The sequence below is a fragment of the Fischerella sp. PCC 9605 genome (assembly GCF_000517105.1).
In the GTDB taxonomy this organism is placed as follows: Bacteria; Cyanobacteriota; Cyanobacteriia; order Cyanobacteriales; family Nostocaceae; genus PCC9605.
Window position 1 is genome coordinate 312,911 of sequence record NZ_KI912148.1, and the last position, 15,885, is coordinate 328,795.

Genomic DNA, 15,885 nt, shown 5'->3' on the forward strand with positions numbered 1-15,885 from the left:
ACCACCAACCAACAACCAACCATCAACAATTAATCTAATTCACTTTCCAAAATAGATGCGATCGCTTGTTTGGCGTTACGCTGAAATTCTGTGACGTTCACTCTAGCTAAAAGCCCCAATGCTAACAAAATACCTATAGCTTGTGTAGCAAATACCAATCCGTAGGCTAATAGTGGTGTTGTTAGCAAGGTTTTACCTAAGTTCAATACTGCACCACCAGACACCGTGGCCAGTGCCCTTGCCAAAGCCTGCGCCAATCCCCAAGCACCAATAAATGTCCCGGCAGTTTCCGCAGCAGTCAGATCCAGCATTAAGCTTAGCGCTCCAGTTGTAGTCACACCAGAAGCAAAACCAAACAGGATTAAACTCCATTGCAGAAATTTAGGATTAGCTGTTGTCCCCGCCAGGATAATAATTACAAAGCAACCTGCCACGGCAATACATCCCAGCTTGGTTGTATTTTTCTTACCCAAACGCGGGGCAATTAAAAAACCAGTCACACTCAAGCCAACCAGTGTTCCCGTGCCAAAGAAAGCATTGAGTTTTGTAGTTTCGGCAATAGTCATACTAAAGACTTCGCCGCCGTAGGGTTCTAAAACTGCATCTTGCATGAACAAGCTAATCGTCATGAGCAGCAGGAATGTGAAAAATATCCCTGTTTGGCGGCTAGCAGTCAGCACCCGCATCGCCATACCCAAAGTAATCTTATCTTCTCGGTCAATTGCAGTGGAACGGATAGCATAGCGAGAATATTTTTTTTCTACACCGACTGTTGCTAGCAAGCATAATCCGAAAGCAATGGCTGGGACAATCAAAAACAGGCGGTTGACTTGGGTTTGCACTACCTCTAAAGGTGCATCCAAAGCAATTTGCCGAAGCAAGCTGCTGCTGATAATCGCCCCGATAATAATACCCACCATCAGCATTGACCATACAACCCCTACCAATTTTGAGCGGTTATCTTCATCAGAAACATCAACTAGCAACGCTGCAAAAGGTGTAGAACTGGCACTAATAGCAAGTCCATAGAGTCCAAAGATAAGAGCTAGGAGTACCACCCAACCTGAGGTTTGAGTTGTCCAATTTCCCGTCTGTAAACTTAGACCAAGTTGCCAAACGACTTGTACAGCTAGAAAGGAAACGATCGCAAATAAAGCCGCACCTACCCAAACATAACCACTACGGTGATAGCCTAACAATGGTTTGGTGTCTGACATCTGCCCAAACCATACTCGTACAGGAGCTACAAACTGATGCATGGCGATCGTCCCAGCAGCAATTAAGGCTGGCACTCGCAACTCTTCAATCATGACTCGATTGAGTACTCCCAGAGTGAGTATCGACATGATGCCTAATGCCATTTGAAATAGGCCCAGTCGAAACATTGTCAATAGTTTTACTTTGGGGATGGATATGGAATTTACAGACTGGTTTGGTTCAGAATCGGGTGATAAATTGCTAGTCTCCATAATTGCTTGCAACCTAAGCAGTACATTTATATCCAAAAAACTAAGTTAAACCGTGTTAACTCTCAAATTCCTATAGATTTTATAGTTCTTAAGAAGGAATCTTAATATATAGTAATTTTATCAAATCGTACTAATACTATATGAAATTAGCGAATCAATGAGCAAACATAAAGTTTGTCATGTGAAGCATTTCATGTTTTGGTTATATTACGGAAGCGCTGTTATTGTGGATAATTTTTCAATTAGATAAGCTTGTAGTTTCTCAAATCAAAATGTGTTATTATTTGTAGTAATCTAATTTTTAGAATTAAGTAAAACTATTTACTCATAGCTCAATCTTTTGATTTTGCTTGGTGAATAATCATTTTGGATTAATTTATCACACATGTTTGTTATTTAATTTTTAGATAAATTAGTTACTAAAATATAAATTATTCATCGTTTGTAATTAGATTTAGTCTCTATTTTCATCATTACTTTTGTGACAATATTAATTTCTTCTGTAATAATTTCTTTTAGCAGAAAAATTACAGACATCAATATCTCACAAAGGTATTTGGGACTTTAAGAGGCATAAAGTTTTGTGGAAATGGAAAACCTCACATTAGGGCAAAACGGAGCAGTTGTCACACCCCTGTGTATCGGTACTTGGGCTTGGGGCGATCGCCTGTTTTGGAATTACGGTCAAGACTACGGGCAACAGGAGTTGCAAGCAGCCTTTCATGCAGCCCTAGAAGCTGGTGTAACCTTTTTTGATACTGCTGAAGTTTACGGATTTGGACTTTCTGAACAATTGTTGGGACAATTCCTGCAACAAACCGATCAAAAAGTTCAGATTGCAACTAAATACGGGCCCTTTCCTTGGCGGATAACAACCCAGTCAGTCGCTGATACCCTCACAGAGAGCCTCAAACGCCTGCAAGTCCAGAAAGTCACCTTATATCAGGTGCATTGGCCTTTCACTTTCTTGATGAGTCAAGAAACCTTGATGAATGCCCTAGCAGATGAGGTGGAAAGGGGCAGAATTGAGGCAGTAGGTGTAAGTAACTACTCAGCACAGCAAATGCGGGAAGCACACCAGATATTAGCTCGTCGTGGCGTGCCTCTAGCTGTTAACCAAGTACGCTATTCTTTGCTGACTCGCCAAATTGAAAGCAATGGCATTCTCGACACTGCCCGCGAGTTAGGTGTAACAATTTTAGCTTATAGTCCCCTAGCACAAGGGCTATTAACTGGTAAGTACACCACTGATAGCGCCAAAACCCCTACTGGCGCTAGAAAATTAGACTCACGCTTTAGTAAAGAAGGCTTGCAAGAAATTGAACCACTAATATCTTTACTACGCGAACTAGGGGAAAAATACGGTCGCACGCCTGCCCAAGTTGCTCTGAATTGGTTAATTGCTCAAGGGAATGTGATTCCCATTGCCGGGGCGAAGACAGCCCAACAGGTACGAGATAACGTAGGTGCTTTGGGCTGGAGACTGGCTGATGATGAAATCGCCCACTTAGAAAAAATCAGCCGCCCTTGGTTGAGTTAAGTCAATAGTCATTTGTCCTTTGTGATGTGTCATTTGTATAAGTACCAATGACTAATGACCAATGACTAATGACTAAGACGCTGATTCTCTAGCTGTATGAGAACCCAGCTTTTTCGGTGACATAGAAGGCTCTCGTTGTCCTGTCCGCAGTTTGGGCTTAGGAGTACCACGTTTTTCTCCTTCAGTTGCGCCTGCTTCTGATGGAACCCAGGAGGAACGACGGGAGCGATTCTCGCCACCACCTTCGCGACGACCACCCCGTAATTTGGGCTTGGGCGCAGGCCGGGTGATGTCTTCCTCGGGAAAGTCTGCTTCAGATTGTAACCAAGCGGGACGGGTTTGGTCATAAGCAATTTGTAGTGCAGCAGCGGCGATCGCATGAGCATCGTATTGTTCGCTTAGTTGGCTAACAATGGACAAGAACGAAGCCATACGTTCGCCTGCCAAAGCTTCCTGCACCTGAGTTTGTAATTTGTCTAGTTGTCGCGCTTCAATTTGCGCTCGTGTGGGAATTGACAGTACTTGCCAACTTTGACGTACGTGGCGCTCAAACGCCTGCTGCTTACGTCGCTCAAATGGCTGCACCAAAGTAATTGCTGTACCTTCTTTACCAGCGCGTCCGGTACGACCGATGCGGTGAACATAGGTTTCCACGCTATCGGGTAAATCGAAGTTGATCACGTGAGAAAGTTGGTCTACATCCAAACCTCGTGCCGCAATATCAGTAGCTACCACCCAGCGCACCTGACGATTGCGGAACCGATTTAACAAACGCTCCCGCGCTTGTTGGGACAAGTCACCGTGGTATTCATCAACACTATGACCAGCGGCTTGCAATTGATTGGTGAGTTCTGCGGCGGTGCGTCTAGTACGGACAAAGATTAAAGCTGACTCTGGATCTTCCATTTCCAAGATGGGCTGTAAAGCTTTAACTTTTGACCAGTGACGCGGTACCAGGTAAGCCACCTGATTGATTTTATTAGGAGCGGCTTTTGGCTGTTCAACAGCGACTGTAACTGGGTCATTTAAGAACTTATTCACCAACTGCCGGATCGATGGCGGCATTGTGGCTGAGAATAATGCTGTCTGCCGTTCTTGTGGTGCTTGGGAGAGGATTCTCTCAACATCATCGATAAAGCCCATACTCAGCATTTCGTCGGCTTCATCCAAAACAAACCACTTCACCCGATCCAACTTCAAGCTACCCCGTTCGAGTAAGTCTATTACCCGTCCTGGTGTACCCACAACCATGTGAACACCACGCTTAAGCTGTAAAATTTGGCGGTCAATTGATTGACCGCCATAAATTGCTAAAACGCGCAATCCTTCGTTGCCAATGAATTCACAGATAGCATTTTGAACTTGGATTGCTAACTCGCGAGTCGGAGTCAAAACTAAGGCTTGCACAGCCTTTTGATTGATATCCAGCCGCTCTAAAATTGGCAAAGAAAAGGCTGCTGTTTTGCCAGTGCCAGTTTGGGATTGACCCACCACATCGCGACCTCCCAAAAGTTGGGGAATCGCTTGTACTTGAATATTGGTTGGTGCGGTAAAACCAATTTTTTCTAATTGCTGAATGCGCTCTGGCGAAATGCCTAATTCTTGAAAAGAAAGGGTCATCAACTCTCCTAATGTTTCTTTAAGTTATTTGTTTGTGGATAGTGGATAGTGGGTAGTGGTTAGTGGTTAGTAGTAAACAACTAACAACTAACAACTAACAACTAACTACTCCATACAAGTCATACGTATCAGCTTCTTTAATGGCTACTGGTACGATGGTTCCCAATCTTGCTTCCCCGTGAACGTAAACTTGGCCATCCACTTCTGGGGCAAATCTAGCCGAACGACCAATTAATTTTCCTGTTTGGGGATTTTCTTGTTCGATGAGTACATCAACTACTTTGCCGATTTCCTGCTGATTTTTCTTAAGAGAAATCGGTTGTTGGAGTTCCATCAATACGTCCCGCCGCTCATCTTTCACAGCTTGCGGCAACTGATTGGGCAAATCAAAAGCCGGTGTTCCTTCTTCTGGTGAAAAAGTAAAAACACCAACATGATCAAACTCATGGCGTTGGATGAACTGGAACAGATGCTGAAAATGTTCATCACGCTCGCCAGGAAAACCGACTATAAAGGTTGTCCGCAGTACCGCTTTTGGTAGTGCCTCCTTGATGCGCTCGATAATCGCATCGTTCACCCGTCCTTGCCAGGGCCGGTTCATGGCGCGGAGAATCTCGGGATGGGAATGTTGCAAAGGCAAATCTAGATAAGGTAAGACGTTGGGTGTCTCAGCAATTGCCGCAATTACGTCTGGGGTGAGTCCTGTGGGATAGGCGTAGTGCATCCTAATCCAAGGTATATCCACTTCTCCCAAGGCGCGGAGCAATTCAGCTAACTTGGGCTTACCGTAAATATCGATACCGTAATTTGTGGTGATTTGGGAAATCAAAATGATTTCCTGCACCCCTTGATTTACTAACTGCTGTGCTTCGGTGACTATAGATTCTATAGTACGCGATCGCTGATTTCCTCGCAGATGCGGAATGATACAAAATGCACAGCGATAATCACATCCTTCTGCAACGCGCAGGTATGCTACGCCTTCGGTTGTAGTGCGGTAGCGGGGTATACTTTCATCTGCTATGTAGGTTGGTTCGACACTGACCTGTTTAATTCGCTCACCCTGTTCTACCCGCTCAATTACATCTACAATTTTGTGGTAATCGCCTGTACCCACCACTGCTACTGCTTCGGGCAATTCTTGGAGTAATTGCTCCTGGAAATGCTGCGCCATACAGCCAGTGATGACGATTCTTTTATTCGCCTCTGCCAGTTCTACCAAAGTTCTGACAGATTCTTCTCGGGCTGCTTCGATAAAACTACAAGTATTGACAATAACGTAATCAGCTAACTCTTCATTAGTATCTACGCCATAGCCTGCTTCTACTAGCAGCCCCAGCATGTGTTCTGTATCAATTCGATTTTTTTCGCAGCCTAGGTGAGAAATTGCAATTGTTGGTTTGTCACCCATATTATAAAAAAGTTTTTCTGTTTTTCTTTGCACTCCAAAAGTTAAATCCTAATTTCTAATTTTGGACACTTGAACCAATGAGTAAAACTTCTCCTTGATGCTCGCACAGCAAAAGTCACAAGCACCTTCACAGAGTTCTAACTCCAATGGATTATAGACAGTTCGTGCTATGATATCTTTACTATTCTGTTTTTCAAGGGAAAAATAACCAGTCTTTGGGTAAAATAGACGCCTGTCATTTTTTCAGCAAATTGCTTGCTGGTATTTTACATTACCGCAACACGTGCGTTGTGAATCTACCCTACCCTAAAGGGAGCCACTTTACCCTATTGGGTGTGTGGTGAGAAGTCGCTACCATCTAGGAAAATACGCACGAAACTACGCCTACATAGCGGTAATGCTACCACTCAGCCCAGGCCTTGCCTGCAACTGTGACAGGTTTGTCACCTGCCCCACGAAAAACAGCTACCTTGTGGGAAGCCCTACTCTACGAGAAGCCGCGCTGTGCGCGTCTACGGGTCCTTCAGTCGCTCATGGGGGAAAACCCCTTTGGAGCGCGCTGACTCACCGCTAGGCGTCTTGTGCGTCTTGTGAGTTGCAAACTCCTCTTGTAACCAGTTTTTATCTTAACATATCTTATGGAAGGTTTTACACAAATTTCCATCCTAAGGAGGAAGCGGTAAACCAACCAATACAAAACAAAGTTTAGTGCAAAAGAAGGGAATGGGGAATGGAAAATGGGGGAATGGGAAAAAACAAAAGGGAGAAAGGGAAAAGGGGAAGGGTAAAAGGTTAATAAATTTCTTTACCCTTTATCCTTTACCCTTTACCCAAGTCCCCCAATCCTATTCCGTCATATTAGTTTAAAGACGTGGACTTATATCAGTTATTTAAAACCCAAACGCCGATTATTGGTGTAGTTCATTTACTACCACTGCCTACCTCGCCCCGTTGGGGAGGTAGCCTCAAAGCAGTGATTGACCGTGCTGAACAAGAAGCAACAGCTCTAGCAAGTGGAGGGGTTGACGGCATTATCGTGGAAAATTTTTTCGATGCCCCGTTTCCCAAAAACCAGGTCGATCCTGCTGTTGTTAGTGCGATGACTGTGGTGGTGCAGCGGATACAAAATATGGTGACACTGCCAATAGGTATTAATGTTTTGCGAAATGACGCCAAAAGTGCAATGGCTATTGCTAGCTGTGTCAGGGCGCAATTCATTCGCGTCAACGTGCTAAGTGGTGTGATGGCAACCGACCAGGGTTTAATTGAGGGAGAGGCCCATCATCTATTGCGCTATCGGCGAGAGTTAGGCAGCGATGTCAAAATCTTTGCAGATGTCTTGGTCAAGCACGCCCGTCCTCTGAGTTCCCCAAATCTCACCGTTGCCGTGCAAGATACTATTGAACGGGGTTTGGCAGACGCTGTGATTTTATCTGGTTGGGCTACTGGCAGTCCACCTAACCGAGAAGATTTGGAATTAGCTTCGCAAGCGGCAGGAGGTACGCCAGTATTTATTGGTAGTGGAGCCTCTTGGGAAAATGTGGCGACACTTCTAGGGGCAGCAGATGGTGTGATTGTTTCCAGTTCCTTGAAACGCCACGGCCGTCGCGAGCAAACAATCGATCCAATTCGTGTCAGCCAATTTGTGGAAGCTGCACGCCGAAGTTGGAACTCCAAGAGCGATAGCAAATCTATTTCTTCAGTGAGCCTACAATCTTAACTGAGTAATGGTTGTTGTTTGTTGTTTGTTGTTTGTTGTTTGGAACAATCACCAACCAACTACCAACAACCAACTACCAACAATTCCCAATTACCAATTCTTGCCTATGAGTCGCCGCCTTTCTTCTACTCCTTGGATTTATCGCCGATCGCGTTTATTAATTGGAGCGATCGCTATTTGTGGTGCCTTGACAACGGCTTATCTGACCGTTGTTAAGTTTACCCAAACCTCTGCTGCCTGTCCGACTGAGAGTTGCGATATCGTACTCCAGAGCGACTATGCCACGGTTTTTGGACTCCCTCTAGCTTTGTTTGGTTTTCTGGCTTACGTTGCTATGGCAATTTTCGCTTTGGCCCCTTTAAGTGTAGACCCAGTCAAAAAGAAAGATTCTCGTACAAAGCTAGAAAATTGGACTTGGTTACTGCTACTTGCAGGTGCGATCGCCATGTCGGTCTTCAGTAGTTACTTGATATACCTGCTGGTCTTCAAGATTAAAGCACTGTGTATATACTGTATTGCCTCAGCGATTTTTTCCTTTAGCATGTTAGTGCTGACTATTGTGGGTCGTGCTTGGGAGGATATCGGGCAAATCTTTTTTACTGCCATTGTCGTGGGCATGGTGACATTAATTGGTACTTTAGGTATTTATGCTAGCCCTAACAATCAAGGAGGAGTTACCACAGTCTCAAATCCTGGTCAACCGACAATAATTAGTTTCAGACCGAAAGAGGAGCCTGTACCAGGAGTTGGTTGGGAAGTCACCACCACCTCCGGTGAAGCAGAAATTGCTCTAGCACGTCACCTCAAACAAGTAGGAGCTAAAGAATATGTTGCTTGGTGGTGTCCTCACTGCCATGAACAAAAGCTACTGTTTGGTAAAGAAGCTTACAGTGAACTCGATCACACAGATTGCGCTCCTGCCGACAATCCAAACGCTCTCAAAGATGAATGTAAGGCAGCTAAAATCCAAAGCTACCCTACTTGGATCATCAACGGTAAAACCTATGCGGGAGTCCAAACCTTAGAAGAATTAGCTAATCTTACTGGTTACACAGGGCCACGTAATTTTAAGTATTCTCTACAACGTTCATAAAAGTTTTTTGTTACCAGTATAAATTTATCTGGAAAGTCAACTGGAGTACTGCCTTATTTTATTTAGTGCAAGACCAGTTGACTTTTTTGTTTTTGCTCAGTGGTAGTTAGTGATGCATAATTTTTACTTGGTGATTGGATATTAGGGAATTGGATAGTGAGTATTGGGTACTAGATTCCTAATCCCTAATCCCCAGTCCCTAATCCCCAATCTCCAGTCCCCTTTACGCACTAGCCAGGATTGACTTCGGGAACCAAACCAATTTGAAATAACTCAAATAGTGCAAGTATAGCTCGCATTTCAGCCTTATTTGCCAGCTAATTGATTGCTACAACAAAATGAAAACATTTCTCCCAACTAGGTACAGGGAATGAGTAAGCAGCTAGGCAAGCATCTTGTGAGGTTACTATTTACGTTTAAACAATTCCTTAGTCGAGGACACAGGGAATTGATGACTGCCTCCGGCGTTACAGCTTGCATTCTGCTATTGCGTTTTTTTGGGTTGTTGCAATCCATAGAGTGGGCGACTTTAGATCAATTCTTCCAATTACGCCCCGTCGAACCGCCAGAAGAATTGATCGTGATAGTAGCAATTGATGAGGCTTCTTTACGCCAAGTGGGTTCCTGGCCAATTCCAGATGGTGCGATCGCCCAGGTTTTGCAAAAATTAAATGTCTACAAACCACGCGCCATTGGTTTGGATATCTACCGAGATTTAAAAGTAGAGCCTGGTCATCAAAATTTAGTGGCTGCCTATAAATCAATGCCGAACTTGATTGGCATTGAATTACTGTCAAATCACAAAAATGATAGTGTTTCACCTCCACTAGAACTGAGTCAGCGCCAGCAAGTAGGGTTTAACAACGTACTGTTAGATGCTGATGGCAAAATACGTCGTAATTTGTTGTATTGGCATATTGACAATCAGGCACACGAAAGTTTTGCTCTGAAGTTGGCGAAGCTGTATTTAAAGGGGGAAGGAATTACACCCAAGAAAGCAGCAGATAATCCTGAAAATTTACAGTTGGGTAAGGCAGTATTTTATCGCTTTCAACCACACGATGGTGGTTATGTAGGGACAGATAACAGAGGTTATCAAGTTTTGTCAAACTTTCCCAAATTAGCCTGTAGAGACTCATCATCAGAAATTTGTGGCTTCCGTAGAGTATCGATGTGGGATGTACTAACCGACCGAGTACCAAAAAAGTGGATTAGCGATCGCATTGTTTTGATTGGTTCTACAGCATCCAGTGTCCAAGATTGGGTCTTAATTCCATACTCCAGTCGATTAATGGGTACAGCAAAGCCAGTAGCAGGTATCGAACTGCAAGCCTATTTTATTAGTGAGTTAATTCGATCTGCCCTGCAAGGAAGACCGTTACTTCAGGTTTGGGCTGACCCAATAGAATGGTTGTGGATTTTTGCTTGGGCCTATGTAGGAGCTGCGACAAGCTGGCAAGTACGACGTTTTAGCAAAAGTATTCTTTGTATTTTGTGGTTTTGCTTGCTACTAACTGGCAGTACCTACGTTGCTTTCTTATTTGGTTGGTGGATACCACTGTTGCCTGCATTGCTTGCTTTTAGCATTTCAGCAATTGTCATTACTTCCCAAATTGCCCAGATGCAAGAAGAGTTGAAACGCTCCAAAGAGTTTTTGCATCAAGTCATCAATACAATTCCTGACCCAATTTTTGTCAAAAATGAAAAACATCAGTTGATAGTATTAAATGAAGCATATTGTCAATTAATTGGTTATTCCAAGAACCAACTGTTAGAAAAATCAGATTATGACTTTTTCCCGAAGCACGAAGCTGATGTGTTTCGCCAGCAAGACCAATTAATTTTTCGGTCTCAGCAACCCCACGAGCATGAAGAAGAATTTACAGATGCTTCAGGTAAAACTCATTTTATCTCCACTAAGCGATCGCTCCACAAAGACGCCGCAGGTAATTTCTTTTTAGTCGGGGTCATCCGTGATATTACTGAGCGTAAGTTATTAGAAGAAGAACTCAAACGCACTGCTGCCGAGTTATTTCGCTCCAACAATGAATTGAAACTTCAAGAAGACCAATTGCGTTATCTGGCGTATCACGATCCTCTCACCGATTTACCCAATCGCAAATTGTTTGCCGAACAACTGTGCGAGTCAATTGAATGGGCACAAAGCAACAATTTGTTACTCGGACTGCTGTTTATTGACTTGGATGGATTCAAGCAAGTCAATGATACTCTTGGACATGAAATTGGCGATCGCTTGCTCATCACCGTAGGTCAACGGCTTAGCAACTCCTTGCGCGGTAGTGATACTGTTTCCCGTTTGGGTGGCGATGAATTTACTGTGATTTTACGAGCAATTCCTAAACTGGAAGTGGCTGCCAAAGTTGCCGAAAAAATCTTAGCAACCATCACTGAGCCAATTGTCTTAGACGGACACACTACCAAAGTATCCGCCAGTATTGGCATTAGTGTTTACCCTCTCAATAGTCAAGACTATGAAACTTTGATCAAACAGGCAGATGCCGCTATGTACCGTGCCAAGCACCTTGGTAAAAATCGCTATGAGTTTGCTTGATTTTGTTGTTTGTTGGTGGTTAGCGGTGAGCCAGTGGCTTCCCCGGACAACTTGCAACAGCCACGAGGTTGAGCCTCCAAACCCTCGTTACCAGGTTCAACCTGATAACGAGATATCAAAGCCTCTGGCTCTCCCACTCGAATTATGCAAGATGTAATCTATCTGACAAACGCATGTCGACATTATGGAATTATACGTGTTTGCCTAAATGCGGATTAAGATTCGCTCTTGCCTAAGTAATAGTACTTAAAATTGATTGCAGATAAAGTTTTGTAAGTAGAATTATAGAAAAAATCGCCATAATCGCATTTTTACTACCTCAATTCTAGCGATTTTCACTGAGTAAATCCTTTGATATAGAGAGTTTCAACAACCATACGTAATTTATGTAAGTGTATTATGCGGTTATTACAGTGTTTGCTCGCTTAAATGTTAAAATTTTATAAAATTAAATGGAGGTAGTTATTATAATTGTGGTATTTATGGAACAGCTACTACTTTAGGTAGATGTAAATTATTGCAGAGTAATAGAAAGTAGACAGCAATAAACCGATGAAGCATCTACAAAAACAGCAACTTTTAGACAAAGCCAATGGATTTTGTCTGTAGCTTTTTAATTACGTAATTGCCCGAAAAAAATTAAAAGTATCCAATAGTTAACGAAATCCAGTTTTTTAGAGCCAAAAGCAATTAATTCAATAAAAAACAAGTGAATTTACTGAGGATTATGGGGACTAGCTTGAAAATTACTAGCGTCGTCTTGTTTTTTATCGGAGCAGCTCTGATAATTCTCGAAATGGCTGATACTACTTGGATATTTAGCAACATGACTGCTAATCATGGAAGTAATACAAGAAGCATAAGTAGCTTAATCAGCCTCAGAGTTGACTCTCAATATTTAAAACCTATAAATATAAGTGCAAAATCAAGCAGCGACTACGAACCACCTAATTATGGTGGTCCTGATAGTCCTTCTTATGGTAGTGGCACACGGTGAACTACCCCGCCGTATAGACTTCCCAAAAAGGAAAAAATTGCTTAACTGAACTGTATTGGGTTAAAGAGGAGTTTCTTGAGCAACATTTTTACCCACCATCAAAGAGCTACTACTAACCACTAACTACTAACTACTAACTACTAACTACTAACACTTCACTCCAACACAGGAGATTTCCACCAATTGTGGTTTTGTACCAGTGTGTGAACTTGCCAGCTGGGATCTGATTGAGGATAGTCTAGGCGATAGTGCCCTCCTCTGCTTTCTGTCCGGAAAGCAGCACTTTTAAGAATTAAATAAGCTACATCTAATAAATTGCGAGTTTCTGCCCACAGTCGTAATTGCCGTTCTACATTAGGTATGGCGAAACTAGCCGATTCCGCAGCACGTAAAGAGATTAAAAATTGGCTGATGCTTAAATTAGCAAAATCCTGCTGCCAAGATTCTACTGTCGCGATCGCCGTTTCTAATCCTGACTGTTCCCGGCAGATACCAGCACTTTGCCACACTAAACGTGGTATTTTTTGTCGTAAATCTTTTAAAAATTCTTGCTGGGTTTGCCATTCATCTACACCGGCGCTGTATTCTCGCAATGATAGGGCTTGTGTCTCTTTCTCTGCACTAGTTTGATCGCTTGTCAATTGCAGATGTGCCAGTTGCGCGCCAAAAACAATACATTCCAGTAGCGAATTACTAGCAAGACGATTTGCACCATGTACACCAGTACTAGCAGTTTCTCCCACGGCGTACAAACCAGGAATATTGGTGCGATTCATTAAATCTGTGAGAATACCACCCATCCAGTAATGGGCAGCGGGGGCAACAGGAATTGGTTCGGAAAAGACATCAATACCCCAGCGCTTGCAGACTCTGATGATATTAGGAAAGCGATAGCGAATCTTTTCGGCGGGAATGGGACGCATATCCAACCAGACATGGGCAGTGGCGGGATCGGCAGCAGTACTTTGCAAATGACTAAAAATCGCCCGGCTTACCACATCTCTGGGGGCCAGTTCACCAGCAGGGTGATAATCAAAGGCAAAACGCCGTCCTTCGTTATCAATCAGATGTGCTCCCTCACCACGTACAGCTTCACTAATCAAAAAGCGGTCAGCACCAGGTTTAGTCAGGGCTGTAGGGTGAAATTGGACAAATTCTAAATCTCTGAGAATTGCCCCAGCACGCCAAGCGATCGCTACTCCATCTCCCGTACTGACAGCAGGGTTAGTGGTTTGAGCAAATACCTGACCACCACCACCTGTTGCTAACACCACCGCACCAGCTTTAACCCATGTGATTTGACCTTGATAAAACAGGCTCATTCCCTGACAGTGCCAAGTTTCTGGATGCAACCACAAGCTCAAAGCCAAAGCTTGTTGAATTACTTGAATATTTTTACGTCGCAGTACTTGGGCAGTAAGAGTTGTAATAACTTCCCTGCCTGTAGTGTCGGCGGCGTGGAGAACGCGGTGCTTGGAGTGGGCTGCTTCTAAAGTTAAAGCTAACGCACCGCCCTGACGGTCAAAAGCAACACCCAACTCCACTAAGGATTGAATGCTTTTTGGGGCTTGTTGAGCAAGGAATTCAACAGCAGGGCGATCGCACAAAAAGGCACCTGCTTTGATTGTGTCTTCAACGTGCAGATACGGCGAGTCGTCTGGGGCTACCGCAGCTGCAATACCACCCTGCGCCCAATCACTGGCCGACAAAGACATGCTTTCTTTGGTAATCAAGCCGACTCGCAATGACTCTGGCAAGCAAAGTGCCGTATATAGTCCAGCAGCACCAGCGCCGACTACTAAAACATCAAAATGGCTAGGAATATCTGTTTGCAGCAAGGTATGGAGTAATGAGTGATGGGGAGTGGAGGAGTGGGGGAGTGGAGGAGTGGGGGAGTGGAAGAAATTTTGATTTGTTCATTTCCCCCCTCTCCCTCTCTCCCAACGCCAGGTGCTTTATGCCGGGGAAAGAGTCCACCGCACTGGCTCCTCTCCCCCTCTTTATTTCCCTCTGTGTTAGCAAAACATCCCACTCCCTCAGAAAAGGAGTGGGTTGCTGCTTGAAAAATCAATTGTAAATACAGTTATCTGTTATCTGTAGATACCGGGGTTAATGCGATCGAATCCTTCAGTGAAAGCAGGTTCCACTTCTGTAACGATGAAGTTATCCAGGTTAGCTTGCAGTAATTGTTTTTGGCGTTCGGTTAATCCTTCAATTTTCAGCACATCCTCCACTTGATCGTAAGGAGCATTTTTGATAATTTTGCCTGCCAAATTTGGATAAAATCCGGGGTATTTCTGAAAAGCTCGCACGTTGGTGTTATTCAAATCGATTTTTTCACCGTATACGTCTGCAAGCTTAGCATCTGCCCGATTCCGCAGGGCGATATCCGCTGCTAGAACAGGAACTGATGGCAAAGCAAAACTGTTTAAATTGCTTGCTTGGGCTATCTGAGGCGTACCCAGCCATGCCAAGCATCCTACCAACAACAAACTAAAGACTGTTAATAAACGCACCAATCCTTTCACGATTTTTCTACCTCTTTGTATCAAACCGAAATAAAAGCTTTAAGCTCATAGCGTTCAGCTAAAGGTTGTAAAGGCTGGTAGGGCAGCAAACTGCTGCAGGATAGTTAGAAGTATGAAGTACGAAACAAACCTTACTCAATAAATTGAGGGCTTTTATAGAGTTTGCTTTCTTTGACTTCATCCTATCCAAAGGGAGCGGTGAGAGCTAAGCCCTATAGACAGCTCTTTTACCCTTCATCCTTTGGCCGAGCGCCGATCGCTTAATCAACACACAGCAGTCATCAGAAACTAATATACAGCGTATTAATATCCACAATCTTTACAGCTTCTAGGTTTGACCCAACTTTTGCTAAAAATTTTTTAATTCCGCAACAATACTTACTCTTAATCTAACTAAGTTCGCTCAAATTTCAGGAAAATCTGACTTTTCGTGAAATTTTATTTACATAAGTTAATATTTTCCCATATTTTGATTATGAACACTTCACAGCAGCACATCATTCTGAATAAGAGCATAAGGCATTGCGAATTGGGCAGCGAGAATTTCCATTTTTCCTTGTGCCATGCTTTTTATCTTCAATATAGCTGCCTTCTTCATAAATAAGGAAAGCCCGCCAAATAGCGGGCTGAAACACAACAGAACTATGAACGAACTATAAAACAATTAATTTTTGATTTAGCTGAAATACTTCATTTCTGCTTCTAGCTGACGAATGAGCTTTTCATCGCCTTTCGCTCTGGCTACTTGCAAGCGATGCTGCAAGCTTCTTTTAATATTCTCTCTATGAACTTCGTGTGCCTTTTTTGAGGCTTCTAGCCTATTCATAATCATAGAATTATCCTTACTTAGTTTTTTTACTTATGTCTTGTAATTTTAACATATCAAAAATTTAGTTACTATTGCTACAGAAAAAATAAACTTTATATTATCTTAA

12 protein-coding genes are annotated in these 15,885 nt (G+C 43.3%); 5 read left to right on the forward strand and 7 right to left on the reverse strand.

What is annotated here, in order from left to right; translation table 11 throughout:
- Positions 1-29: 29 nt before the first annotated feature.
- Positions 30-1,469, reverse strand: coding sequence for a BCD family MFS transporter (locus tag FIS9605_RS0103770; RefSeq protein WP_026731391.1), 1,440 nt, complete (start codon positions 1,467-1,469; stop codon positions 30-32).
- 589 nt (positions 1,470-2,058) lie between these two features.
- Between FIS9605_RS0103770 and FIS9605_RS0103780 the strand changes: the two genes are divergently transcribed.
- Positions 2,059-3,009, forward strand: a complete 951-nt coding sequence (locus FIS9605_RS0103780; protein WP_026731392.1) for an aldo/keto reductase — start codon at positions 2,059-2,061, stop codon at positions 3,007-3,009.
- A 72-nt stretch (positions 3,010-3,081) separates the two neighbouring features.
- Here the strand turns inward: FIS9605_RS0103780 and FIS9605_RS0103785 are convergent, their stop codons facing one another.
- Entirely contained in the window at positions 3,082-4,629 is a 1,548-nt protein-coding gene (locus tag FIS9605_RS0103785) for a DEAD/DEAH box helicase (protein WP_026731393.1), read from the reverse strand.
- 94 nt (positions 4,630-4,723) lie between these two features.
- Entirely contained in the window at positions 4,724-6,040 is a 1,317-nt protein-coding gene (gene rimO / locus FIS9605_RS0103790; RefSeq protein ID WP_026731394.1) for a 30S ribosomal protein S12 methylthiotransferase RimO, read from the reverse strand.
- An 871-nt stretch (positions 6,041-6,911) separates the two neighbouring features.
- Between rimO and btpA the strand changes: the two genes are divergently transcribed.
- From btpA to FIS9605_RS0103810, 3 genes are all read left to right on the forward strand, one after another.
- A complete protein-coding gene (btpA, locus tag FIS9605_RS0103800) occupies positions 6,912-7,760 on the forward strand; it encodes a photosystem I biogenesis protein BtpA (RefSeq protein WP_026731395.1) in 849 nt (282 codons plus the stop codon).
- A 106-nt stretch (positions 7,761-7,866) separates the two neighbouring features.
- The gene (locus FIS9605_RS0103805; protein WP_026731396.1) at positions 7,867-8,853 is read left to right on the forward strand and encodes a vitamin K epoxide reductase family protein; all 987 of its coding nucleotides are present in this window, start codon (positions 7,867-7,869) and stop codon (positions 8,851-8,853) included.
- A gap of 370 nt (positions 8,854-9,223) precedes the next feature.
- Positions 9,224-11,425: a CHASE2 domain-containing protein gene (locus tag FIS9605_RS0103810; RefSeq protein ID WP_026731397.1), complete on the forward strand. Its 2,202-nt coding sequence runs from the start codon at positions 9,224-9,226 to the stop codon at positions 11,423-11,425.
- Here FIS9605_RS0103810 and FIS9605_RS46540 read toward each other — a convergent pair.
- Positions 11,410-11,562 (reverse strand): hypothetical protein, encoded by a 153-nt coding sequence (locus FIS9605_RS46540; RefSeq protein ID WP_197035997.1) that lies wholly within the window; start codon positions 11,560-11,562, stop codon positions 11,410-11,412. The genes FIS9605_RS0103810 and FIS9605_RS46540 overlap by 16 nt on opposite strands.
- 572 nt (positions 11,563-12,134) lie before the next feature.
- On the opposite strand from FIS9605_RS46540, the gene FIS9605_RS43855 reads away from it, so the two are divergent.
- Positions 12,135-12,422 (forward strand): hypothetical protein, encoded by a 288-nt coding sequence (locus FIS9605_RS43855; RefSeq protein ID WP_231510230.1) that lies wholly within the window; start codon positions 12,135-12,137, stop codon positions 12,420-12,422.
- A 155-nt stretch (positions 12,423-12,577) separates the two neighbouring features.
- Here FIS9605_RS43855 and nadB read toward each other — a convergent pair whose 3' ends face one another.
- The 3 genes from nadB to pirA form a co-directional block, all read right to left on the reverse strand.
- Positions 12,578-14,260 carry an L-aspartate oxidase gene (gene nadB, locus FIS9605_RS0103820; RefSeq protein WP_026731398.1) on the reverse strand — a complete coding sequence of 561 codons (1,683 nt, stop codon included), beginning with the start codon at positions 14,258-14,260 and terminating at the stop codon, positions 12,578-12,580.
- A 252-nt stretch (positions 14,261-14,512) separates the two neighbouring features.
- Positions 14,513-14,950 (reverse strand): photosystem II complex extrinsic protein PsbU, encoded by a 438-nt coding sequence (psbU, locus tag FIS9605_RS0103825; protein WP_035139386.1) that lies wholly within the window; start codon positions 14,948-14,950, stop codon positions 14,513-14,515.
- A gap of 676 nt (positions 14,951-15,626) precedes the next feature.
- The gene (gene pirA, locus FIS9605_RS43860) at positions 15,627-15,782 is read right to left on the reverse strand and encodes an arginine synthesis PII-interacting regulator PirA (protein ID WP_197035998.1); all 156 of its coding nucleotides are present in this window, start codon (positions 15,780-15,782) and stop codon (positions 15,627-15,629) included.
- Positions 15,783-15,885: the final 103 nt, after the last annotated feature.

What these genes read in the sequence shown, in the direction of transcription:
- FIS9605_RS0103770 (WP_026731391.1), bottom strand. Translation starts at nt 1,469, where the DNA reads ATGGAGACTAGCAATTTATCACCCGATTCTGAACCAAACCAGTCTGTA.
- FIS9605_RS0103780 (WP_026731392.1), top strand. Translation starts at nt 2,059, where the DNA reads ATGGAAAACCTCACATTAGGGCAAAACGGAGCAGTTGTCACACCCCTG.
- FIS9605_RS0103785 (WP_026731393.1), bottom strand. Translation starts at nt 4,629, where the DNA reads ATGACCCTTTCTTTTCAAGAATTAGGCATTTCGCCAGAGCGCATTCAG.
- rimO (WP_026731394.1), bottom strand. Translation starts at nt 6,040, where the DNA reads ATGGGTGACAAACCAACAATTGCAATTTCTCACCTAGGCTGCGAAAAA.
- FIS9605_RS0103805 (WP_026731396.1), top strand. Translation starts at nt 7,867, where the DNA reads ATGAGTCGCCGCCTTTCTTCTACTCCTTGGATTTATCGCCGATCGCGT.
- FIS9605_RS0103810 (WP_026731397.1), top strand. Translation starts at nt 9,224, where the DNA reads ATGAGTAAGCAGCTAGGCAAGCATCTTGTGAGGTTACTATTTACGTTT.
- pirA (WP_197035998.1), bottom strand. Translation starts at nt 15,782, where the DNA reads ATGATTATGAATAGGCTAGAAGCCTCAAAAAAGGCACACGAAGTTCAT.